Raw genomic sequence first — 23,574 nt, forward strand, 5'->3', positions numbered from 1 at the left:
GTCTTCTCCTTATACGATCAATGAACTATTGCCGTTATTACTGGCAAGTGTGGTTGGAAGTTCCAGGTAAAAATCACCGATATTAACGGTGGTTGAATTCACGCCCACTAACGTAATGGTGTCAGCGCCGATGGTCACGATGGTGTTGCCATTGCTTCCGGTGATGGCAACGCTGCTGGCAAAATTACCCGCGTTGATACCAAGGAATACCAGATCAAGATAGTCCTGGCCGCCATTTGGGTTACTGTCAAAGCCGGTAATGCGGTCTTGCCCAAAGTTTGATCCGAAGGCAAAAATGTCATTTCCGGCACCGCCATCCAGATTGTCATTTCCTTCCTGGCCATTGAGAATATCGTCGCCGTTCCCACCGGAGAGCGTATCGGCACCAGCACCGCCAATCATGACGTCGTTACCGTTTCCACCCTGCAGGTTATCGGCGCCATCTCCACCATCAAGGAAGTCATTTCCGACGCCACCAAACAACTGGTCGTTGCCCCCCATACCAAACAGTTGGTCATTACCGGCCCCACCTGTGATGATGTTGGCAATCCCGTTCCCGGTACCGATAAAACTGCCGGTTCCGGTAAATACCAGTTCTTCAACGTTATCGCTCAGGTCATAACTGCTCAGACTGGTTCGGACAACATCCGTCCCGCCATTAACACCTTCGATAACTACGTCACCAAAATCATCGACGATATAGGTGTCATCTCCGGCTCCGCCCGTCATGCTGTCTGCACCCAGACCACCATCAAGCATGTCGTTTCCTGCATCACCTTGCAGCGTGTCTTGTCCTGCTTCACCAGAGAGCGTGTCGTTACCAGCCCCGCCAACTAACAGGTCATCACCCGCACGTCCAAGCAGGGTGTCATTACCGCCTTCACCGCGCAGAATGTCACTCCATGCAGTACCTGTCAGCGTGTTACCGGCGTTAGTTCCCACAATGAGGTCGCCAACAGGCTGAGTAGTTGTTGATGTCAGAACAACAGGGGGGTTACCTTCGTCATCAATGACGGTGACAACCACTTGTAACGTCCGTCCAACCATCGCCTGACCGGGGGTGTAGGTGGCCGATGTCGCGCCGATAATATTGACGAATCCGGTCGGGGAACTCATTCTCCATTGGTAGGTGAAATTGCCTCCGCTCAGGCCGTCGGCATCAGCGATGCCTGATACCACGGCGGTAAGCGTCAGGCTTTCAGTCGGCGTCAGGTCATTAATCACTGGCACGCCGGTTGTCGCCTGATTGCGTGGCATGATCGCCTGGGTTTGCGCTGATACTAAGGTTTCAGCATCGCCCATCCGATCGTTGAAACTGGCGACGACGCGCAGCGGAGCACCCTGAATAGATCCCGGCACTCTGAACTCCACCCCGGTTGCCTGATCCCGCCACTGGCCGTTAACAAATGCCTGCCATGTCATCGTGATTGCCACATCCGCCGCGAGGCCGTTACCATCTAACAAGTTCGCCAGATTAACGCGCAGTAAGTCGCCCACAGAAGGTGCAGCATTATTGATTGCAAGGTCGCCAGTCGCTTTTTGCGCCGTTACCCATAACTGTTCGCCGTTACCAAACTCCAGTTTTTCGATGTTCAGTAAACGGTCAATACCATCATTAAGATTTAAGGCGGCATCTGGTGTTGCGTGGTCGACCCGGAGGCTTCCATCTGCCATACGGGTAAAGGCATAGTTGCTGCTAATGTCACGGTACACCGCAACATCCGTTTCTGTGCCATCACCGTCATGCAAGATTTCACGCACAATTGACAGTTGATTCGGTTTCAACGTGCCAGCCAGCATGTAAGATTTCAATTCGGCCATACTCTCGGCACTGGTGAGTCCTGCCATACCGGTTACGGCAATGCGCACATTCAGCCAGGCATCGCCATCGATAATGTCATTACCAGCCTTACCGGTTATACGGTCGCTGCCGCCGCCACCGAGTAAAATGTCGCTACCATCATCAGGATTCAGCAGAACCGTATCAGGGTTAGCGGAACGCTCTACGCCCAGGATAGCCTGTAGACCGTCAATTCTGTCCGCACCTTCCTGAGTCAGGTTGTTGGAAAGAGGAACACCCTGAACCGGGGCCGTACCGATGGGCTGTTCAGTGCCGGTTAACACATCGTTATGTTTCCATCCTGATAGCCCTTCAACAAGGTCAAAACGGTCACGCAGAATAAATTCTTGCTGGTTCACGAAAATAGGGATCCCGAGGTCAGAGTTAGCGCCGTTCGGATCGCCTTTATGGATGGCCCAGTCAAAACCCGCCATACCATTATTTCGTTGAATGCCCGCGCCCTGAACCATTATGTCGTCACCGGCTTCACCATCGTAGTCAGTGTCGTTACCCTGACCGTTCAGGACATCATGACCAATAATAGTGCTGTTGAAGAACAACTCAGAGTTATCACCAGCGAGCGTGTCAAATCCGTCACCACCTTCCAGCCAGTCGTCGCCTTCATTACCCAGCAGGAAGTCGCCACCCGATCCTCCCAGCGCAAAGTCGTTATCCTGCCCAGAGAAGACTTCCTGTGCATCTTCGCCTACCACCACGAAGTCACTGCCAGTGCCGCCAAAGACCAGATCGTTACCGTTGCCGGAGAAAATAACATCGTGCCCGGCATCCCCATGCAGGAAGTCGGCATCGCCAACGGGCGTACCGGTGTCTGTAATGATGTCATTACCGTCACCGCCGTGGACCACATCCGCTTCATCGCCACCGTCAAGACGGTCATCACCGCCGTCACCCCACAGGCTGTCGATACCTTTACCACCGATTAACGTATCGTTTCCGGCGGTACCACCGAGCACGACGTGTCCGTCGCCGGTATATTTAAGGTAACCACCATCCGCAAAACCATCACCGTTCACATCGGCACCGGGATCACGACGTACCAACAAAGGTGAAAGCAAATCTTTCAGTGGGTTACCCCATTTAGGATCTATTTCCGTTTGCAGTACACGGTTCACCTCGAATATATGATCTGGCGTCTGGAAGAGGTTGGCGGGGAGGTGAGAGGAACCGTTTTCACCGAGGTCGCTGTTACGCATCACCAGGGCGGAAAAAGAGTTCGCCTCCAGTTCATTGAGCAAGTTAAGCCCCTGAACGCGGCTCAAATAGTAGAAACGGTCGCCGTCCTGCAACATTTCCATTTGTGTTTCAAAAACAAAGTTGAAGGTCGAACCGAGCATCCCGCCAAATTCGTTTTTACGTTCCGCCAGACCACCGATCCAGAAGTCGACCATATTCAGGCCAGATTCTTTGGTGGCCCATGCACCGGTACTGTTGAAGAAGTCCATTGCGTCAGCTGGCGGGGAGTTGTTGGCATCACCAAACAACAAAAAGTTTACCGCCGCGCGTTTACCTTCAAGGGTGGTGGCGTTAAGAATCAACTCATGCTGGCCGTAGGCCGCCATAAAGTTGATGATTGAAGCGGGGTTTTTCAGGTACGTCGTAAAATCAGCCCAGCTGGTATATGGCCGTAGCTGAGAGTCTCCGCTTAATTCAAAGAACTGCTCGCGGGCCTGGTTTAATGTCGGCATTGCCGTATCCCGGCCACGGGCAATGTTAAGCGCACCTAAATCAAGTGGCAGCCCAATCAGGTTATTACGCAGGGCATCAGTAATGAACTCATCAATTTCGTTGCCAACCTGCCGCGTCATGCCACGCACAATTGCGCCGATCGCCTGATCGTCAGTAACGGTGACACCGTTAATTTCATTAAACGCAACCGGGTTTAGGAACGCGGCAATCAGGCCGATATCCCCGCTTTGCATATCGATGTCGGTACGGGCCACGGTTTCTGTGAGCATCGAATGTCCAAAACGGTAAACCACATGCGCAAACTCAGCAAAAATCAGTGGATTAATATCCGCCGTATTAGAGAAGACAAACGGATCGACAGCGGGTTGTACGGTACGCGCGAACTCCTCAAAAACGAGGTGCTGATACTGCATTTCCGTGGAGAAGCGCCCCGCCTGGAATAGATACTCACCATTCCATACCAGGGTACTGGTATCTGCCGGTAGCTCAGTAATTTGGTGTGACGGCATCAGCCACTGGTTAATAAGATCAATATCACCCGTTTCCAGCAGGGTAGTTTTATATTGTTCAACCAGGCGGTTATGTTCGCTGTGAAATACTGCGTGTACAGCGGTTAAACCAATGTTCTCGTTACCACGTCCGTCTCCGGTGATAAAGTGGCGGTCGAGCAGTTCGTTATCATAGGTGCCGGCAGGTTGTTCACCTCCAATGGCATTATCACTATCAGCCACAAGACCTGATTTTGGCGCGGCAGTATGTGCAATATCATCGAGAAAAGCATGCCCGGTTCGGAGCGTTCCATCCGGTAATAGACCACCGTTAGCTTCGACTAACCCGCCAGTGGTAACAATCTGTACTTTACCATTTTCACTTAAAATCAAATTACCGTAGCGGTCAGTCGCCAGAAGTGGAACATTAAAAACATCTTGATCGGTGAGTTTAATTCCCAGCAAACTTTCGGCCTGGTTTTTAACATCAGCCCAGGTTGCCAGTCCGCCATTAACTCCGCCTAATAAATTACCAGTAGGTTCCGGTTTACCGTCGATTAATACGTACTCACGGATAAAAATCTGATGCGAAGGGTGGGAGGTATAGGTTTGGTTTTGATCAATGAATGGAGTGGTGAGGTTTACAGTTTCATGGTTTTCATCAACTTGTGCCCGAGTTAATACCATGAAATTTGTCGGCGATCCTTTTACGTATAAAGGATCGTCGGGTTGCAACGGAATGAAGACAATGCCATTTCCCCCTTTTGGTATTAAGTCCAGCCCATGGTCAAAAAACTGACCAAAAAAGGTCATCCAGCCATTAAAAGCAGGGGAGAGACCAATATCTGGAGACTGGTTTGGAATGGACAAACTGCCATTTTCCGAAGTGGTTCCTCCTCCGGGAGCATTTTTTAATGAGTTGTAAACTTCCAACGCAGCCGGGTTAGATGCCGTTTGGTCAGATATTAAATTACTGATAACCCGAGGGTCAGCATCAATAACCGTCCCACCGATTTGGGTGTAACTGGTCATTTGATCTGCGTCCTGCCAGTTCAGTGCTGTTAACCGCGGCATAGTCTGATCGGCTGAACCGTATAGCTCCTGACCCGGCAGTAGGTTATTCCATGAACCATCAACAGTGCGTAGCCCATACGGTAACAATGGGCTGGAGACTAACTCACGAAGTTCATCACCATTGATGGTGCCGTCAGGGTTAGTTGCGGCTTCTGATATTTTGATCTGCTTGAGAATAAAAGCGAGATCGTGCAGTGTGACAGTAAAGTCATATTGTGAGGCCATAATAATTACCCCTATCTTTACCTTAATTTAGCTATCATCACTCAATTCTTCTGTTTACAAATTGACATGAGAATGAGTCGTATTTGATGCTTAATTGTTATTACGTCTTTTAAGTCCATTTATTTAATGACTAAAAATATTAACTACGTAATTAGAGGTATTCTCCTGAGCTTTATACCGGTCGCAATAATACATTCACCTCACTTATGAATTCAGTTTCAGCGAGTTGCAGGCAGCCCTGAACCATTGAATCTGCAGGCATATTCAAGGCACAGGGGGTGAAGAAGACGATGTCTTGCAATGTTTAAATTTGTTGGGGTTTTTATCTCACATTACATTTTTGTTATGATCATAACTATGGATTTTCCTGGACCGACTTCACTCATACTTTATTATGAATAAGATTAAATTTTCATTTCTTTACATTTCAATTAATGTCAAATTATTTTTACACTGAATCGGGCTTAAAAAGAAAATAAAAAATGAAACAGCAGACTGTAATAAACGTCTGTGCTGTTGAAGGTTTTTTTTAAAAGGGAAGGGATTATGTGAAAAAGGAGAGAACCTCCTGCCAAATCAATAAATCGGGAAATTTAACGATTTGACAGAAGGTTAACCTGAAAGATTAAGCAACGTTTCGTGTGTGGCCGGCAAGGACCGCCAGCGCATCGCTGTTCTCGATAGTGATATATTTGCCTTTTACCGCCAACATGCCACTTTTCTGGAATCGACCCAACAGACGACTGATAGTTTCGACCGTCAATCCAAGGTAATTACCAATATCGCCACGAGTCATTGTCAGACGGAATTCGCGAGGTGAGAAGCCACGTTGTGCGAAACGACGGGACAGATTGTAGATAAAGGCCGCCAAACGCTCTTCCGCATTTTTCTTTGACAACAACAGGATCATGTCCTGATCGCCTTTGATCTCGCCGCTCATCAGACGCATCATCTGCTGACGCAGGTTAGGCATCTTACCGGACAGATCGTCCAGAGTTTCGAACGGAATTTCGCATACCATTGAGGTTTCAAGCGCCTGGGCAAAACTTGGGTGATGGCCGCTGCCAATGGCATCGAAACCAACCAGGTCGCCAGCCAGATGAAAGCCGGTAATTTGCTCATCGCCCTGTTCGGTAATGGTATAACTTTTTATCGTACCGGAGCGGATCGCATAGAGTGATTTAAGCTCATCACCTGCTTTAAAAAGCGTCTGTCCTTTTTGGATAGGCTTTTTGCGCTCGATGATGTTGTCGAGCTGGTCAAGCTCATGCTCGTTAAGTGTGAACGGGATGCAAAGCTGGCTGATGCTGCAATCCTGGCAATGGATAGCACAACCGCCAGACTGAATGCGCCGTATAATTCGCTTTTCCGGGATCATAGGTCTGCTCAAGCCGTAATTGATATTTGTCAATTTTAACATCTTTTTGGTGAGCACGTAAGCCTGAGCTACTCCCAATAGAGAATAATTCAGGCATAAGCTGGTTGAATGTTTGTATCTATCTGATTAACCGCATTTTATTTGAGGGTGTTATATGTGGAAGTGTGATGAATAAGGCATTTATTGCCTGGATCCTAGAGAAGCAAATAGCCTTCGTGGCGCAACAACCACTCTTTTCGCTGCACACCACCAGCATATCCTGTCATTGTGCCGTTACGTCCAATAACGCGATGGCAGGGGACAACGATACTCACCGGATTAGAACCATTCGCGGCACCAACGGCTCTGGCTGCGCCAGGACGCCCCAACTTCTCTGCCAGTTGTCCATAATGCATCACCTGTCCGCACGGGATTGTGCGTAGTGCTTGCCATACTTCCCGCTGGAAAGGTGTTCCCGCGGTCGCGGTTTCAAGCGAGTCAATGATGCTAAGGTTTCCTGCAAAATAGTCTGACAGCTTGTCGCTCAACCCGCCGGGATTTTTGACGGCACTACGCCGATAACCCTCAGTACGATAATGAATATCCAGTAGTTGTTCCATGCGATCACGGTGCTGGTCCCATTCCACGGCGCGCAGGCGAAACTGCTCGTCACAAATAACCCACAGTGGCCCCAGTGGCGTTGCGATAGTGTCTTCAAGTAAATTCAGCATCCGTTTCTCTCATTACAGGCGCGGCAATTCAGCGGGATCACACAATATCACGCCATTGATATACACAGCTATACCCCCTTAGATCCACTATTGAACTCCTCGTTATCTATGCGAATTATTGGAAATTACCGTAAACCGTTGTCCGTGTAATACTGCGCGGTTATGATAATGGCCGTCGCAAAAACGCTGGAGGATGAAACATGAACCTTGATGATGCATCGCTGTTTCTTGAGGCAATGGGGGATGTTGAACCTCTGAAAGGCTGCGCTGATGTTCACTGGCAACCTGTACGTAACCTGCGTACTCCGGCACGTATCGATACACTGCAATTAGATAATTACCTCTCGACAGGCTTCCTCGATATCGTACCTCTAAGCGTACCACTGGAGTTTCGTCGCGAAGGTTTGCAGCATGGCGTTATCGACAAGTTGCGTACCGGAAAATATCCTCAGCAGGCGAGCCTCAACCTTCTGCGTCAGCCCATCGAAAAATGCCGTCAGATGCTATTTAGCTTTATTCTTCAGGCACAACAGGATGGTTTGCGTAACGTACTGGTTATTCATGGCAAGGGACGTGACGATAATTCCCATGCCAATATTGTACGCAGCTACGTGGCGCGCTGGCTGACGGAGTTTGAAGATGTGCAGGCCTATTGCACCGCACTGCCGCATCATGGTGGCAGTGGAGCGTGCTATGTTGCGTTACGTAAAACGGCGCAGGCAAAACAGGATAACTGGGAACGTCACGCGAAACGTTGCCGCTAACTGATTCAACCTCAGGCTGCCAGCACTCTGTTCCTGCCTTCATTCTTGGCTTTATATAGCGCGTCGTCCACGCGCTTGAATAACTCATCAATGCTTTCGTTAGCTTCGTGACGTGCCACGCCGATACTCACGGTAAAGCGGGGCAGACCAGGAAGAGTGACCCTGGCTACCGTCGCGCGTATCACCTCAGCAAGATTAATGGCGACATCCAGAGACGTACGAGGCAGCAGCAAGACAAACTCTTCACCACCCCAGCGAAAAATCAAATCGTCTTTTCTCGCGCAAGATTCCAGCGTGCGAGCCAGAGCGCAAAGCACTTCATCTCCTTTTAAATGACCGAAGAGATCGTTAATGCTCTTAAACCGATCGGTGTCGATCAGCAGCAGGCTGTAATCCTGAGTTAATGATATAGCGTGTGTCTGTTCGGGCTCGGTAATTTGATAAAAATGTCTGCGGTTAAGTAACCCGGTTAATGCGTCATGAAGGGCTGCCCGTTCCAGCTCCTGTTCCAGGCGCTTTTGTTCAGTAATATCATGAATGATGCACAACATGAGTTTGTTGCCGTAAATCTCAATGGGACCGGCGTAGGTTTGTACGTGACGGGTGCTGCCATCAGCAAGTTTATGAACAAAATGTAAGGGCTTATGGCCACCAGGCAAATGCGCTATTTTGTGCATTACCGGTAGTATATGGCGGCCCAGCATATTTATTTCCCAGGTGTGTTTCTGGCACATCACGTCATGGCTGTAGCCATAGAAAGTTAGCGCGCTCAAATTCGCATCGACAATAAGCCCATCGCGTGAGGGGTCGATGAGCAACATCGGCGCTGAGTTTGTCAGAAAAAAACGCGCGTAAAACCCTTGTTTCTTACGCTGATAGGTAGCGGAACGACTGGCTTTCAGCCCCTGTGCGCTGGGGGTCTCAATACCTTCAAAAAGGATAACATCACCAACGTTGGCGAGAGTTCTTATAGACAGGCGGCAGGACAGTGCTATTTCCGCGCCATCCCTATAAACGGTGATAATTTCTACAATGTCGTGATGATTTCTCAAATCACCGAGATACATCGGCAAATCCGCCTGGGCATGGGTCGAGAATATTCCCCTCCTGAGTCGGGAAAAGTTCGGCTCAGGCATTATTTCCCGCGCAACGGCATTGGCGAACACCAGCTCTTCGGTGTGGGGCAAAACGATCCAGACCGGAATGGTTAATAAATCCAGTGAATGCAGTTCAGTTGTGCTCATCGATAATCCCGTTATCTTTATATGCTGTGTTGCCGGTTTAAGGGCGAATAAGAGCCTGTCCCATTAGGTTATTTTATTTGCCATTTTGGCCCCGACAGAGTTCTAAATTGGCTGCAATAATGTACGCCTACTGGGCCAGGCTCTAATTCTTATTGTTCATGCTCACAATGTTATTGATTGACGGTGAGATAATGGCTGTAAGACTGGTTTAGTTTTAACGGTACTTTCTGTTTGCAGCAACTCATGGATTCTGTGCGCTGGCAGCGGTTTAGCAAACAGGAAACCTTGTAATACTCCGCACCCCATTTGGGTTAGCAACGCTTCCTGTTCCGGAGTCTCTATTCCCTCAGCAACAACGCACATATTCATGGATTGGGCTATGTCAATAATAGTAGACACGATTTTTGTGTTCTTGTTGTTTTCGCTAATATCTTTAACAAATATTCTGTCGATTTTTAATTCCCGGGCCGGGAGAGATTTCAACATCAATATATTTGAATAACCAGTGCCGAAATCATCAATAGAAACGATGATCCCAAGAGCAGAAAAGGCATTCAATACTTCCACACTGCGTTTGAGATTTTTAAGCGCGGTACTCTCAGTGAGTTCCAGTGTTAATTGCGCAGGTGAAAGTTGATATTGTGCCAGGGCATTGCAGACAATATCGACGATATCATGTTGTTCAAACTGCGCGGGTGAGAGATTCACCGCGAGAGTCCACTCTCCATGACCCTGAGATTTCCACTGATGCAACTGGAAGCAGGCCTGCTGGAGAACCCAGGTACCAACAGGAAGTATCAGACCTGTTTCCTCAAGTGCAGGCAGAAACTCAGCAGGCAACAGCACACCGCGCTCAGGGTGATGCCAACGCAGTAACGCTTCAAAACCTGCCAGCGAATGATCGCCTGCGGTATATTTCGGCTGATACCACAACTCAAATTGATTCCGCTCAAGCGCTTGCGACAGTTCCTGTAAAAAGGTGGGAGGCGTAGCGGCAATAGTCTCCATTTCCGGTGAATAAAGCGCCCAGCCGTTTCTGCCAGCCTGTTTGACATGGTACATCGCCATGTCTGCCTTCACTTTGAGCTCATGCAGCGTTGAACCGTGCTCAGGATAAATACTGCTTCCTGCACTTAATGAGACCCTGATAGTGCGTCCGAACAGTGTAAAAGGTTCTTTAATGACACTGGCAATTCGGGTAAGCAGGGCGGAGATAGCATCTTTGTTACTGTCGGGCACCAGAAGAATAAACTCATCGCCCCCCAGTCTTGCGAGTGTCATGGTGTCATCAAGGCATGTATAGATCCGTTGAGTACTGGCAATCAGTAGCTGATCGCCAATGTGATGCCCCCAGGTATCATTGACGACTTTGAACCGATCGAGGTCGATAAAGACCAGCGCAAAGCGTTGTTGATGGAGTTTGGAATGCCGCAGGCAGGCCTGCAAACAGGCGTCGAATTGCGCACGATTAGCCAGGCCGGTCAAAGAATCGAAGTGTACCTGATGCTCAAGCTGGCAGTTTAGCTGATGCAGATTGTCAGCCAACCGGGATGTACGCAGTTGAGAGTCCACCATCGAGATAACCAGCATAATACCCAGAATTACCAGAGTAATGGCTGACACCCAGATGGACAATTCAAGCGTACCGATCCCGTCGTTCTGACCGTGCCCTGCGTGCGTGAAGGTCGCCGCCCCCATCCCGGTATAATGCATGGAGGCGATTGCCAGCGCCATAATCAGCGCGGCAATAAGTCGGTTAATCAATACGCGTCGGGTATTTTGTCGTAAATGAAAAGCAAGCCATAAACCGACTCCCGATGCGCCAACAGCAATGATTACCGAGAGCAGTATAAGCGAGTAATCCCATGTAATGGCGGCATGCTCGATAATGGCGGCCATGCCGACGTAATGCATAGTCACCACGCCGGTGCTCAATACGCTTGTCGCGATGGCAAGCCGTTTTATCGATAACGTCTTGCCAGAGATCGCAATATTAATAGCGAGGGTTGCGCTGGCAAGCGCGATAAAGAAAGAAAAGGCGGTGAGGGGAACGTGATAGTTTATGGGCATGTTCATTTTCATGGCCAGCATGCCGATAAAGTGCATTGACCAGATCCCCATGCCCAACGTTGCTCCACCAGATAGTCGCCAGAAGGTAGATTCTCGTCGACTGGATATAGCAACTTTGCCCGCACTATCGAGAGCAATAAAAGAGGCGATAAAAGCGACAACAAAGGAAATCCCAATCAATACAGGGTCCCACGAAACGTGCAACATCATACTACCCATCGAAAAAAAGCCGTGATGATAAATTTAGCAGGTTTTGTCCAGTTAACCTGGTAAAACCAGGAGCGCTCTTATTTTTTTACCCGCAGTATTAGTTGAAGCATGCATAGCAAGCCAATACCCATAGTTTACTTATATAAGCATTAATTAAATTTATAGGTTTAGAAGGGAGGGCTTAACCCGGCTGGCATTACAAAACATCGACAGCCCGCCAGATTTTCATCGTTATCAGGATAAAATACCAAGCTAGCATAAACTGATGGCGTAATACTGTGACTTAAGTGAAAATGCGGCATGCTCTAATTGAATGTTCAGGTTTCGTTATGGAGTAATGGCAATCTACATCGCAGATGCTATAAAAATAATACCCGCATTATTCCTTGATAAGCAGGATCATATGTTAAATAACATCAGTGTCAGGACGTTTATTATTTTATTTCTGGTGTTCACTCTTGTTATCGTCAATGTCGTTGAATTCATATTATCTGCCAGACTGGATGTAATTATTTACGCTAATATTGTAAATGCTATTTCTATATTATGTCTGTGGTGGTACATGACAAAATACCTGGTGGTGCCGATCAATACCGTAAAAAGGAGTATCGAAGAGGTTACATCTGGGAATCTGGCAATCAGCATTCCAGAATTCGGAAATAACTGTGCGGGTCGGCTCATTCCCGGTATTAATAGCTTGTCGAACAATATTTCATCCTTAGTCAGTGAGATAAGAACGTCCTCAAGAACTGCGATGACGCTCTCAGAACAACTCGCCGAGCGCAGTGCTGAGCTGTCAGTTAAAACGGAACAGCAATCAGGGGCATTAATGCAAACAACCGCAAACATGGATGAAATCGCAGTCAGCACACGAAATAATGCGGATAACACGCAGATGGCCAGCGCTCAGGCTAATATCGCGACGCAATCCGCGCGTCAGGGCGGCGAATTAATGGTGCAGGTAGCGTCAAATATGCGCTCTATTACTGAATGTGCGGAACAGATGACGGAAATTATTACGCTGATAGATGGCATTGCATTTCAGACGAACATCCTGGCACTGAATGCCGCAGTGGAGGCAGCAAGGGCAGGTGAGCATGGTAAAGGATTTTCCGTGGTTGCAGGTGAAGTGAGAATACTTGCACATCGTAGCGCAGAGGCGGCAAAAAATATTAAACGGCTAATTGATGAGACACATTACAATGTTCAGCAGGGTGCAGCTGTTGTGCGCGAAGCAGAAAAAAATATGCAGGACATTGTCGATGGTGCCGGCCAATTAAACCAGTTGATGGGTGAAATACTGACGACAACGCAGGAGCAGGAAAAAGGGATCACGAAGATAACCCAGGCCCTGGCTGAACTGGAAAATGTGACCCAAAGCAATGCCATCATGGTCGATGAATTATCTGACTCTTCAGGTATTCTGAAAAGTCAGGTGGATGACCTCCAGTCCCGAACACATAAATTTCGCTTGAGTACTATCTCAGTGGCTGATCCACTCACACAATCCCGAAGCAGTTCTGTTGTAACAGGAAAAAGTCTACGGGATAGATATGGTCATTCATTCTAATCCTGCTGTAAAAGCGCTGACATCGTCGGCGCTTTTTACTTTATCTGAACATTTTTCTGAATCATTTCAGCACAATGGGACAATGAGATATTGCTTAACATATTCTGAAGGCTAGACTAACGAAAAAGCTGAGTGTATGTGGAGGTGCTGTGGAAGCCATTAGGGGATCTGAAGTTAATGTGCCGGATGCCGTATTTGCCTGGCTGCTGGATGGCCAAGGTGGGGTGAAACCGCTTGATGATAACGATGTTATCGACAGTCAGCATCCCTGTTGGTTGCATCTTAATTATACCCATCCGGATAGCGCGCAATGGCTGGCGACAACGCCGTTACTTCCTAACAATGTGCGTGATGCGCTGGCAGGAGAAAGCATGCGCCCGCGCGTAAGCCGAATGGGCGAAGGCACGTTGATCACGTTGCGCTGTATTAATGGCAGCACCGATGAACGTCCAGACCAGCTTGTCGCGATGCGTGTGTATATGGATGAGCGTCTGATTGTTTCTACACGCCAGCGTAAAGTTTTGGCGCTGGATGATGTGGTCAGCGAGCTAGAGGAAAGGACGGGACCGAATGATTGCGGAGGCTGGTTGGTCGATGTGTGCGATGCCTTGACCGATCATGCCAGCGAATTTATCGAGCAACTGCATGATAAAATCATCGACCTGGAAGACAATTTGCTTGATCAGCAAATCCCGCCACGAGGCTTTCTGGCATTACTGCGTAAGCAACTGATTGTCATGCGTCGCTACATGGCTCCTCAACGCGATGTTTACTCGCGTTTAGCGAGTGACCGTTTACCGTGGATGACCGACGACCAGCGCCGCCGGATGCAGGATATTTCCGACAGACTGGGAAGAGGTCTGGATGAGATAGACGCTTGTATCGCCCGAACCGGCATTATGGCGGATGAAATTGCGCAGGTTATGCAGGAATCGCTGGCTCGCAGAACCTATACCATGTCATTGATGGCAATGGTCTTTCTGCCCAGCACATTTTTAACCGGATTATTCGGCGTTAACCTCGGAGGCATTCCTGGTGGAGGCTGGCAATTTGGCTTCTCGTTGTTTTGTATTCTGTTAGTTGTCCTGATTGGTGGTGTTACTTTATGGTTGCATCGTAGTAAATGGTTGTAACAACAACGTTTTTTAGAGCCTTTCGCAGATGAAAACGCCCATTCTTTTGAGCGAAGTCAATAAACCATCTACCTATTCGGGGCAATATCTCTCTCGCAGGTGAATGCAACGTCAAGCGATGGGCGTTGCGCTCCATATTGTCTTACTTCCTTTTTTGAATTACTGCATAGCACAATTGATTCGTACGACGCCGACTTAGATTAGTCGGCTTTTTTTTGCCTGCAGGAAATCAGCGTCTACCCTAAAAGAGTCAGCCTGATTGACTGGAGGATAATATGACCTGCCTGATTGCATTACTGCAGCTACAAGTCCCAAACGCCGAGTCGTTACCTACCGACCCGGTCCCTGTACCCGATCCGATACCCCGTCCGCAACCGATGCCGGACCCACCACCGGATCAAGAACCGATTAAATTGTCGCATCACAGGCGGAGATCTGCGAGGATACGCGCCTGCTGAATGTGAGTTTTTACCGCGAGATAAAATTGTGACCGCTTTTTCTACCCTGAATGTTTTGCCTGCCGCCCAACTCGAGAATCTCAATGAGCTGGGTTATCTTGAAATGACGCCTGTTCAGGCCGCTGCGCTGCCGGCGATCCTGGCCGGAAAAGATGTTCGCGTGCAGGCAAAAACCGGCAGTGGCAAAACGGCCGCGTTTGGTCTTGGGCTTTTACAGCATATTGATGCCTCTCTTTTCCAGACGCAATCACTGGTCTTGTGCCCGACGCGGGAACTCGCTGACCAGGTGGCTGGTGAGCTTCGTCGTTTAGCGCGTTTTCTGCCCAATACCAAGATCTTAACCTTGTGCGGTGGACAACCCTTTGGTGCGCAGCGCGATTCACTTCAACATGCGCCGCACATCATTGTCGCTACGCCAGGCCGTTTACTTGACCACCTGCAAAAGGGAACAGTCTCTCTGGATGCCCTGAATACGCTGGTCATGGATGAAGCCGATCGTATGCTGGATATGGGCTTTAGCGATGCGATCGATGATGTGATCCGCTTTGCACCACCTTCACGTCAGACGCTGTTGTTTTCAGCAACCTGGCCGGAAGCGATTGCCGCTATCAGTGGTAGGGTGCAGCAAAATCCGTTAACGATCGAGATTGATACAGTTGATGCGTTACCCGCCATCGAACAGCAATTTTTTGAAACTTCTGCGCACGGCAAAATTGCGTTACTGCAAAAATTGCTTAGTCAGCATCAGCCGGCATCATGCGTTGTTTTTTGCAATACCAAAAAAGATTGTCAGTCAGTTTGCGATGCGCTGAACGCGGCAGGACAAAGTGCGCTGTCGTTACATGGCGATCTTGAACAGCGCGATCGTGATCAAACTCTGGTTCGTTTTGCGAACGGAAGCGCTCGCGTACTGGTTGCAACCGATGTTGCTGCGCGAGGCCTCGATATTAAATCACTTGAGCTGGTAGTTAACTTCGAACTGGCATGGGATCCGGAAGTCCATGTACACCGTATCGGACGTACGGCGCGTGCCGGTAACAGCGGGCTGGCTATCAGTTTCTGTGCGCCGGAAGAGGCTCAACGTGCCAATATTCTTTCCGAAATGTTACAGCTGAAGCTGAACTGGCTGCCTGCACCAGGCAATAGCGCAATCGTGCCGCTTGAAGCCGAAATGGCAACGCTGTGTATTGACGGTGGTAAAAAGGCAAAAATGCGTCCAGGAGATGTTTTAGGGGCACTGACCGGAGATATCGGTCTGGATGGCGCTGATATAGGCAAGATTGCCGTTCATCCGGCGCATGTTTATGTCGCCGTTCGCCAGGCCGTAGCGCATAAAGCATGGAAGCAATTGCAAGGCGGTAAAATCAAAGGCAAAACTTGCCGGGTTCGTCTACTGAAATAAATGTCGTGCCGGAGCGCCTGATGGCGCACAGCCTGAAGGCCTACAGACGCTCACGCGCTTTGTAGGCCTGATAAAACGAGTCGTAAATTACTTCACTTCCACAACGTTCAGTCGTAACTCATCCAGCTGATTGTCATCTTCTTCTGGCTGCCAGCCGGCGGGTTGCAGCGGGATATCTTCACGATCAAAAGCCAGGTCGCCACCGTCCACGACTTCTGAACCATGTTTAATGCCTTTGAAATCGAAAAGATTGATATCGCTAAGGTGTGAAGGCACAACGTTTTGCATCGCGCTAAACATGGTTTCAATACGCCCTGGATAACGTTTGTCCCAGTCGCGCAGCATATCGGCGATCACCTGGCGCTGCAGGTTAGGCTGTGAACCGCAAAGGTTACACGGAATAATCGGGTAGCCCTTGGCTTCTGCGAAACGCTCGATGTCTTTTTCTCGGCAGTAGGCTAACGGGCGGATCACGATGTGCTTACCATCATCGCTCATCAGTTTCGGCGGCATGCCTTTCATTTTCCCGCCATAAAACATGTTCAAAAACAGCGTTTGCAGAATATCATCGCGATGGTGCCCCAACGCAATTTTCGTGGCGCCTAATTCTGTTGCAGTGCGGTACAGGATACCGCGGCGCAGGCGGGAGCAAAGAGAACAGGTGGTTTTACCTTCAGGAATTTTATCTTTGACGATACCGTAGGTATTCTCTTCGACGATTTTATATTCAACGCCAAGCTGTTCCAGATACTCCGGCAAAACATGCTCCGGGAATCCAGGCTGTTTCTGATCAAGGTTAACAGCAACCAGAGAAAAACTGATTGGTGCGCTCTGCTGTAAGTTACGCAGAATTTCCAGCATGGTGTAGCTGTCTTTCCCACCGGAAAGGCAAACCATAATACGATCGCCATCTTCTATCATATTGAAGTCGGCAATAGCTTCGCCCACGTTACGGCGCAGACGCTTTTGTAATTTGTTCAGGTTGTATTGTTCTTTCTTGCTAAAATCTTGATTTTGCGACATTTAGTAGAGGCTCAATTCATAGTGTGGCATCAGAAGCGTATGCATCGCGCCGGATAGTCCGGCAAAAAGAAGTCTGATATAAAAACTGTGGCGTGTATGGTACGGATAAGCGGGAAAAATGTCAGCACATTTAGGTCAGGAATCGTGGGGTAAAAGGGTGAGAAATGAAAAGCCCGCAGCGATGTGCGGGCCAAACAGCTTAGCGAACAACCAGAACCGAACACTCCGCATGACGTACTACGGCAGCAGCGTTAGAACCCAGCAGGTAAGTGGTGATGTCCGGGCGGTGAGAGGCAATAATCACCATATCTGCCGGTAATTTTTTTGCTATCTCCAGAATTTTGTCTTTTGGTGCACCTTCAGCAACATGCACCTGTACTCTGTCAGTCGGGATATTGAACTTCTTGATAATCTCTTCCAGTTGAGATTTTGCTTCGGCTTTCAGATCGTCCATGGCCGGTAACTCTGCCGAGTAGGCCAGTCCCAGAGAAGCATAATAGGGCAATGACGGAATGACGGTCAAAAAATGAACCTGCGCATCGTCAATTTTTGCCTCAGCTTCAACATAGGCAATAACGCGTTGAGTTAATTCTGAGTCTGAAATATCGATGGGTACAAGAATCGTTCTGTTCATAAAACCTCCTGTTTAAGTATCCATCTAAAGCTTACCGCGTAATGGCACTTTATGTACAATGACAGAGGTCACATTTTGGCATCACTTTATTTTGATTTCAGGAAATTTGCCTTTTATTACTCCATCGTAAAACCGGCCTTTAGACACTACTTTCAGGAAATCGCGAAAAACACGGACTGGGACATGCTGATATTGCAGCGTACCCATATGGTGAAACCTAATTTCAAGCGTGAAGGAGGATTCGTCATAACCGACGGATGCAATACGAGATGATTTGACGGGGTGATGATTCATTGCGGGCATCCTCTACGACAGCACTTAATGCAATATATCATCTATCAAAGAAACGTTTTAACGCAACAGATATAATGTTTTGATCCAGATAAAACAGAATTACCATAAAAAGAATGGCCCGCTGTTTCCAGCGGGCTGACAAACTTAGAACTGATAAACCAGACCCAGTGCTACAACGTCATCAGTGGTGATACCGTTGTTTGCATAGAAGCTGTCATCTTCGTCCAGCAGGTTGATTTTATAATCAACGTAGGTGGACATATTTTTATTGAAGTAGTAAGTCGCGCCTACGTCAGCGTATTTAACCAGATCTTTGTCACCGTCAGTTGCGTTCAGATCCTGACCTTTAGACATCAGGAAAGAAACTGCCGGACGCAGACCAAAGTCGAACTGGTACTGTGCAGTGACTTCAAAGTTCTGAGTTTTGTTAGCGATGGTGTTGCCAGCGTCACCGTACGGAGTCATGTTACGGGTTTCAGAGTACATGGTTGCCAGGTAGATGTTGTTGGCATCATATTTCAGACCAGCAGTCCATGCGTCAGCTTTGTCGCCACCAGCGGTAGAGTGATTAACCTGTTCATTCGTACGGTCAGAAGAGGTGTATGCCGCACCGAAGCTTACGCCCATACCCAGATCGTAGGTTGAGGAGATACCGAAGCCGTCACCATTGGAGTTCTTCATGTTACGGTCGCCGCCATTACCCGTACCTTCCTGCTCCGGGGACTGGTTTTCGTTAGCGCCCTGGTACTGCAGTGCCATGTTCAGGCCGTTTACCAGACCGAAGAAATCAGTGTTGCGGTAGGTTGCAACGCCATTCGCACGACCGGTCATGAAGTTGTCAGCTTTGGTGTAAGAGTCGCCACCGAATTCTGGCAGCATATCGGTCCAGCCTTCTACGTCGTACAGTACGCCGTAGTTACGACCGTAGTCGAATGAACCGTAGTCGCCAAATTTCAGACCAGCAAATGCCAGACGAGTGAAGCTGTTGCCATGGTCGCTTTCAGTCGTGTTAGCGTTAACCTGATATTCCCACTGACCGAAACCAACCAGTTGGTCGTTGATCTGAGTTTCACCTTTGAAACCCAGACGCATATAAGTCTGATCGCCATCATTGTTAGCGTCATCAGAGAAATAGTGCAGACCATCTACTTTACCGTAGAGATCTAATTTATTGCCGTCTTTATTATAAACTTCAGCAGCGTGAGCAGCGCCAGCAGCTAACAGGGCAGGAATTACGAGAGCCAATACTTTTCTGTTCATTGAAATAATCCTTTAGTTTTTTTATTTACCTGTGACTACCCATATAGGGAGTAAAAGCATGCTAAAGGAGAAGTTCCGTAAAGAGATAAATATGAATTGTTACGCCTTAAGTAAAACCTTAAGCAAATAATACTACAGAAATGATGATAATTATCGTGAATGTATTGAAGTTAAATATATAAAATTAAAATTATACAAGTCAATTTTGTTGGGATATTCTGCGCAGGTTATATGCCTTTATTGTCACGTTTTATTTTTCGTTGGGGAATTAGTAGAAATATTGATTAGCCAGCGAATAAATTGACAAGCCCGAACAACTGTTCGGGCTTTTTTTTGACTTCAGGCTACTACTGACCTAAACGTTTTAATCGGTACTGCTCTTTTCTGCTTTTCCTGCCAGTTGCGCGAGGAAGTCATAGCGTTTTTGTAAATCAGCCGTAGCATCCTTCCACAGTTGTTCAGCAACTTCAGGCTGCTGAGCGTTAAGACGGCGGAAACGCTGCTCATTCATCAGCGTCTCAGCCAGTGCGTCTGACGGAGGACGAGAGTCAAGAGCCAGCGGCAGTTTCCCTTCATCAGCACGACGCGGATCAAAGCGGTACAGTGGCCAGAATCCGGTCGCTGTGAGCTGACGCATTTGATCGTGGCTCAGCGCAAGATCGTAACCGTGCTCTTCACAAGGACTATACGCAATAATCAGCGACGGGCCAGGGTATGATTCAGCTTCCTGAATAGCTTTCACCGTTTGATTCAACTGCGCGCCTAAAGAGATCTGTGCGACATAAACATGACCGTACATCATCATACTTACGCCGAGATCTTTACGGGCTTTACGCTTACCATGTTCGCCAAATTTGGTGACGGCACCAAGAGGCGTAGCTTTTGACGCTTGCCCACCCGTATTGGAGTAGCACTGGGTATCCAGCACCAGGATATTAACGTTTTCGGTCAGGCTTAAGACGTGATCCAGGCCGCCAAAGCCAATGTCATAAGCCCAGCCATCACCACCAATCAGCCAGATTGATTTCTCAACCAGTGCGTCGGCGTCGGTTAACAATTGCTGTGCACCGTCAACACCTTGTAGATGCTGGCGCAACGCTGCAACCTGTTCACGACGAACCTCAGGTGTAGCTTCAGCGTGCAGGGCCTCATTCAGCTCCGCCGGGATTTTATCAGCAAACTGCTCCAGTAAACGCATTACACGCACACGATGCTGATCCACCGTTAAACGGAAACCCAGACCAAATTCGGCATTATCTTCAAACAGTGAGTTAGCCCACGCCGGTCCCCGACCATTGGCATCGGTGGTATATGGCGTTGAGGGCAGGTTACCGCCATAAATCGATGAACAGCCGGTCGCGTTAGCGATCAGCATGCGATCGCCGTACAACTGCGTAAGCAATTTAATATACGGTGTTTCACCGCAGCCAGAACAGGCTCCGGAATATTCAAACAGTGGGGTAATCAACTGAGAAGTACGAATATCGATACGTTCCAGCTTGCTGCGGTCAATCTCAGGAAGATTGAGGAAGAAGTCATAGTTCACTTTTTCTTCTTCAACATGCTCAAGGCGGGACATCATATTGATGGCCTTGATCTCCGGATTCTGACGATCTTTTGCCGGGCAAACTTCAACGCAAAGATTACAGCCGGTACAGTCTTCTGGCGCGACTTGCAGTACATACTTCTGACCGCGCATATCGCGTGATTTTACATCCAGTGAATGCAGACTGGCAGGGGCATTTTCCAGCGCTTCCGGCGAAACCACCTTGGCACGGATTGCCGAGTGCGGACAGGCGGCAACACAGTGGTTGCACTGGGTGCACAGTTCTTCTTTCCAGATAGGGATCTCTTCGGCGATATTGCGTTTTTCCCAGCGCGTGGTACCCATCGGCCAGGTGCCGTCCGGCGGAAGTGCTGATACGGGCAGGGCATCTCCCAGACCGGCGAGCATAGCGGCGGTCACGGTTTTAACAAAGTCAGGGGCCGCATCAGAAACAACCGGAGGGCGATTGGCGCTGTGAGGGTCTACCGGCTGCAACGCCACTTCGGCGACGGATTCACGTGCCAGCGCCAGCGCCTGCCAGTTACGTTCAACCAGGTCCTGACCTTTGCTGCTGTAGCTTTTCGCGATCGCGCCCTGCAGTTCCGCCAGTGCGCTGTCGCCAGGTAAAATTTGCGTCAAATGGAAGAATGCCATTTGCATGACGGTGTTGATTCGCGCCGCCAGGCCACACTCGCGAGCGATTTTAGCCGCATTAATCACGTAAAAACGTGCTTTCTTCTGATTAAGTACTGCCTGAACTTCCTGCGGCAGGCGCGCCCAGACTTCATCGACACTGTATGGCGTATTGAGCAGGAAAATACCGCCAGGCTTCAGTCGCTCCGCCATTTGATACTTATCAATAAACTGCAGTTGATGGCAGCCAACGAAATCTGCCTGCGAAACCAGATAGGCTGAACGAATAGGTTGCTCGCTGACGCGTAAATGGGAAACTGTCAGACCACCCGCTTTTTTCGAGTCGTAGACGAAGTAACCCTGTGCATACCACGGCGTAGAGTTGCCGATAATTTTGATGTTATTTTTGGTGGCAGACACACTGCCGTCGCTGCCCAGTCCATAAAACAGGGCTTCGAGTTTAGCGGTACCGGGGAGGGTGTTTTCCGGCAGAGGGAGCGACAGATTCGTTACATCATCATAGATGCCGACCGTAAAGCGTGGTTTCGGTTTAGCGTTGTTCAACTCATTAAACACCGCCATTACACAATCCGGGCCAAACTCTTTCGAAGAAAGACCATAGCGACCACCAATAACGCGCGGCAACGTTTCTCGCTCACCGCAGTTAAACGCTTCGGCAAGCGCTGTCATGACATCCAGATACAACGGTTCAGCCTGTGCGCCAGGCTCTTTTGTGCGATCCAGTACAGCGACACTGCGTGCCGTTTCTGGGAGGGCCTGCAGTAAATGTCTGGCAGAGAATGGGCGGAACAGACGCACTTTGAGCACGCCGACTTTTTCGCCGCGAGTAAGTAACTCTTCCACGACTTCTTCGCAGGTTCCAATCGCAGAACCCATCAAAATAATGACGCGTTCTGCCTGTGGATGACCAAAGTATTCAAACGGCTGGTATTGGCGGCCCGTCGCGGCGGCGAAATCGTTCATCGCCTGCTCGACGTGATCATAGACCGCGTTGTACCACGGGTTAGTGGCTTCACGAGACTGGAAATAGGTATCCGGGTTAGCCGATGTTCCGCGAATAACCGGATGTTCCGGATTAAGTGCACGGGAACGATGGGCATCAATCTCCGCCTGCGGCATCAGTCCGAGGATCGTGTCATCGGCCAGCGGTACAATCTTATTGATTTCATGCGATGTGCGGAAACCATCAAAGAAATGAATAAAAGGAACTCGGCTTTTCAGCGTAGCAATTTGCGAAATCAGCGCAAAATCCTGAGCTTCCTGTACGCTGCTGGCGCACAGCATGGCGCAGCCCGTCTGCCGAACGGCCATTACGTCCGAATGGTCGCCAAAGATAGACAGTGCATGAGTGGCAATGGTGCGGGCAGCAACGTGCAGCACAAATGGCGTCAGCTGACCGGCCAGTTTGTACAACGTCGGGATCATCAGCAACAGACCTTGCGATGAGGTAAACGACGTAGAGAGCGCACCGGTCTGCAATGCACCGTGAACAGTTGCAATAGCACCGCCTTCAGACTGCATTTCCACTACGCGTGGGGTATCCCCCCAGACATTTTTAAGCCCGTTCCCGGCCCAGGCATCAGCCTGTTCTGCCATCGTCGAACTGGGCGTAATCGGGTAGATGGCGATAACCTCGCTGGTACGAAATGCGACCGAAGCAACCGCACCATTACCGTCAATTGTGATCATACTGACACCCTTACATTGCGCAAAAAGGGGACTCGCGAAACAGTTGCGAGCCCTGTAATTATCTTTCTATTTTAGCAAATGCCATCCGGACACATTTTCGCTTTTGTGTCCCTGGAATAAAGAGAATGAATGGTTTGATCAAAGGAGTAGCCAAAAAATTGGCAGAAAATGTAAATGATACGCATAAATGCGCATCTTGCC

At 48.9% G+C, this 23,574-nt stretch carries 15 protein-coding genes; 5 read left to right on the forward strand and 10 right to left on the reverse strand.

Annotation, left to right across the window (positions count from 1 at the left end):
• Positions 1-9 precede the first annotated feature (9 nt).
• From SK36_RS10120 to ogt, 3 genes are all read right to left on the reverse strand, one after another.
• A complete protein-coding gene (locus SK36_RS10120; protein WP_048221449.1) occupies positions 10-5,334 on the reverse strand; it encodes a peroxidase family protein in 5,325 nt (1,774 codons plus the stop codon).
• Between the two features lie 625 nt (positions 5,335-5,959).
• Complete coding sequence (gene fnr, locus SK36_RS10125) at positions 5,960-6,712, reverse strand: fumarate/nitrate reduction transcriptional regulator Fnr (protein ID WP_003020397.1); 753 nt, start codon at positions 6,710-6,712, stop codon at positions 5,960-5,962.
• A 194-nt stretch (positions 6,713-6,906) separates the two neighbouring features.
• Positions 6,907-7,422 carry a methylated-DNA--[protein]-cysteine S-methyltransferase gene (gene ogt / locus SK36_RS10130; protein ID WP_045442884.1) on the reverse strand — a complete coding sequence of 172 codons (516 nt, stop codon included), beginning with the start codon at positions 7,420-7,422 and terminating at the stop codon, positions 6,907-6,909.
• Between the two features lie 200 nt (positions 7,423-7,622).
• On the opposite strand from ogt, the gene smrA reads away from it, so the two are divergent.
• Positions 7,623-8,186 (forward strand): DNA endonuclease SmrA, encoded by a 564-nt coding sequence (smrA, locus tag SK36_RS10135; protein ID WP_048221450.1) that lies wholly within the window; start codon positions 7,623-7,625, stop codon positions 8,184-8,186.
• A gap of 11 nt (positions 8,187-8,197) precedes the next feature.
• On the opposite strand, the gene SK36_RS10140 is transcribed toward smrA, so the two are convergent.
• On the reverse strand, positions 8,198-9,430 hold the full coding sequence (locus SK36_RS10140) for a GGDEF domain-containing protein (RefSeq protein ID WP_048221451.1): 1,233 nt from the start codon (positions 9,428-9,430) through the stop codon (positions 8,198-8,200).
• Between the two features lie 162 nt (positions 9,431-9,592).
• On the reverse strand, positions 9,593-11,707 hold the full coding sequence (locus tag SK36_RS10145) for a putative bifunctional diguanylate cyclase/phosphodiesterase (protein ID WP_048221452.1): 2,115 nt from the start codon (positions 11,705-11,707) through the stop codon (positions 9,593-9,595).
• Positions 11,708-12,113: 406 nt separating this feature from the next.
• On the opposite strand from SK36_RS10145, the gene SK36_RS10150 reads away from it, so the two are divergent.
• The 4 genes from SK36_RS10150 to dbpA all read left to right on the forward strand — a co-directional run bounded on the left by SK36_RS10150 (position 12,114) and on the right by dbpA (position 16,273).
• Positions 12,114-13,280 carry a methyl-accepting chemotaxis protein gene (locus SK36_RS10150; protein ID WP_048222680.1) on the forward strand — a complete coding sequence of 389 codons (1,167 nt, stop codon included), beginning with the start codon at positions 12,114-12,116 and terminating at the stop codon, positions 13,278-13,280.
• A 149-nt stretch (positions 13,281-13,429) separates the two neighbouring features.
• On the forward strand, positions 13,430-14,413 hold the full coding sequence (gene zntB / locus SK36_RS10155; protein WP_048221453.1) for a zinc transporter ZntB: 984 nt from the start codon (positions 13,430-13,432) through the stop codon (positions 14,411-14,413).
• A gap of 275 nt (positions 14,414-14,688) precedes the next feature.
• Positions 14,689-14,871, forward strand: a complete 183-nt coding sequence (gene ynaL / locus SK36_RS25135) for a proline-rich small protein YnaL (protein ID WP_071828929.1) — start codon at positions 14,689-14,691, stop codon at positions 14,869-14,871.
• Positions 14,872-14,899: 28 nt separating this feature from the next.
• Positions 14,900-16,273 (forward strand): ATP-dependent RNA helicase DbpA, encoded by a 1,374-nt coding sequence (gene dbpA / locus SK36_RS10160; protein ID WP_045442869.1) that lies wholly within the window; start codon positions 14,900-14,902, stop codon positions 16,271-16,273.
• A gap of 87 nt (positions 16,274-16,360) precedes the next feature.
• Here the strand turns inward: dbpA and ttcA are convergent, their stop codons facing one another.
• The 5 genes from ttcA to nifJ form a co-directional block, all read right to left on the reverse strand.
• Positions 16,361-17,296: a tRNA 2-thiocytidine(32) synthetase TtcA gene (gene ttcA, locus SK36_RS10165; protein WP_045442865.1), complete on the reverse strand. Its 936-nt coding sequence runs from the start codon at positions 17,294-17,296 to the stop codon at positions 16,361-16,363.
• Positions 17,297-17,495: 199 nt separating this feature from the next.
• Positions 17,496-17,930, reverse strand: coding sequence for a universal stress protein UspF (gene uspF / locus SK36_RS10170; RefSeq protein WP_048221454.1), 435 nt, complete (start codon positions 17,928-17,930; stop codon positions 17,496-17,498).
• Positions 17,931-18,011: 81 nt separating this feature from the next.
• On the reverse strand, positions 18,012-18,224 hold the full coding sequence (locus SK36_RS23610) for a KTSC domain-containing protein (protein WP_075261775.1): 213 nt from the start codon (positions 18,222-18,224) through the stop codon (positions 18,012-18,014).
• A gap of 144 nt (positions 18,225-18,368) precedes the next feature.
• On the reverse strand, positions 18,369-19,484 hold the full coding sequence (gene ompC, locus SK36_RS10180; protein WP_048221456.1) for a porin OmpC: 1,116 nt from the start codon (positions 19,482-19,484) through the stop codon (positions 18,369-18,371).
• 364 nt (positions 19,485-19,848) lie between these two features.
• Positions 19,849-23,373 carry a pyruvate:ferredoxin (flavodoxin) oxidoreductase gene (gene nifJ / locus SK36_RS10185; protein ID WP_045442856.1) on the reverse strand — a complete coding sequence of 1,175 codons (3,525 nt, stop codon included), beginning with the start codon at positions 23,371-23,373 and terminating at the stop codon, positions 19,849-19,851.
• Positions 23,374-23,574: the final 201 nt, after the last annotated feature.

Origin of the sequence: Citrobacter sp. MGH106, assembly GCF_001037495.1 — a bacterium.
In the GTDB taxonomy this organism is placed as follows: domain Bacteria; phylum Pseudomonadota; class Gammaproteobacteria; order Enterobacterales; family Enterobacteriaceae; genus Citrobacter; species Citrobacter murliniae.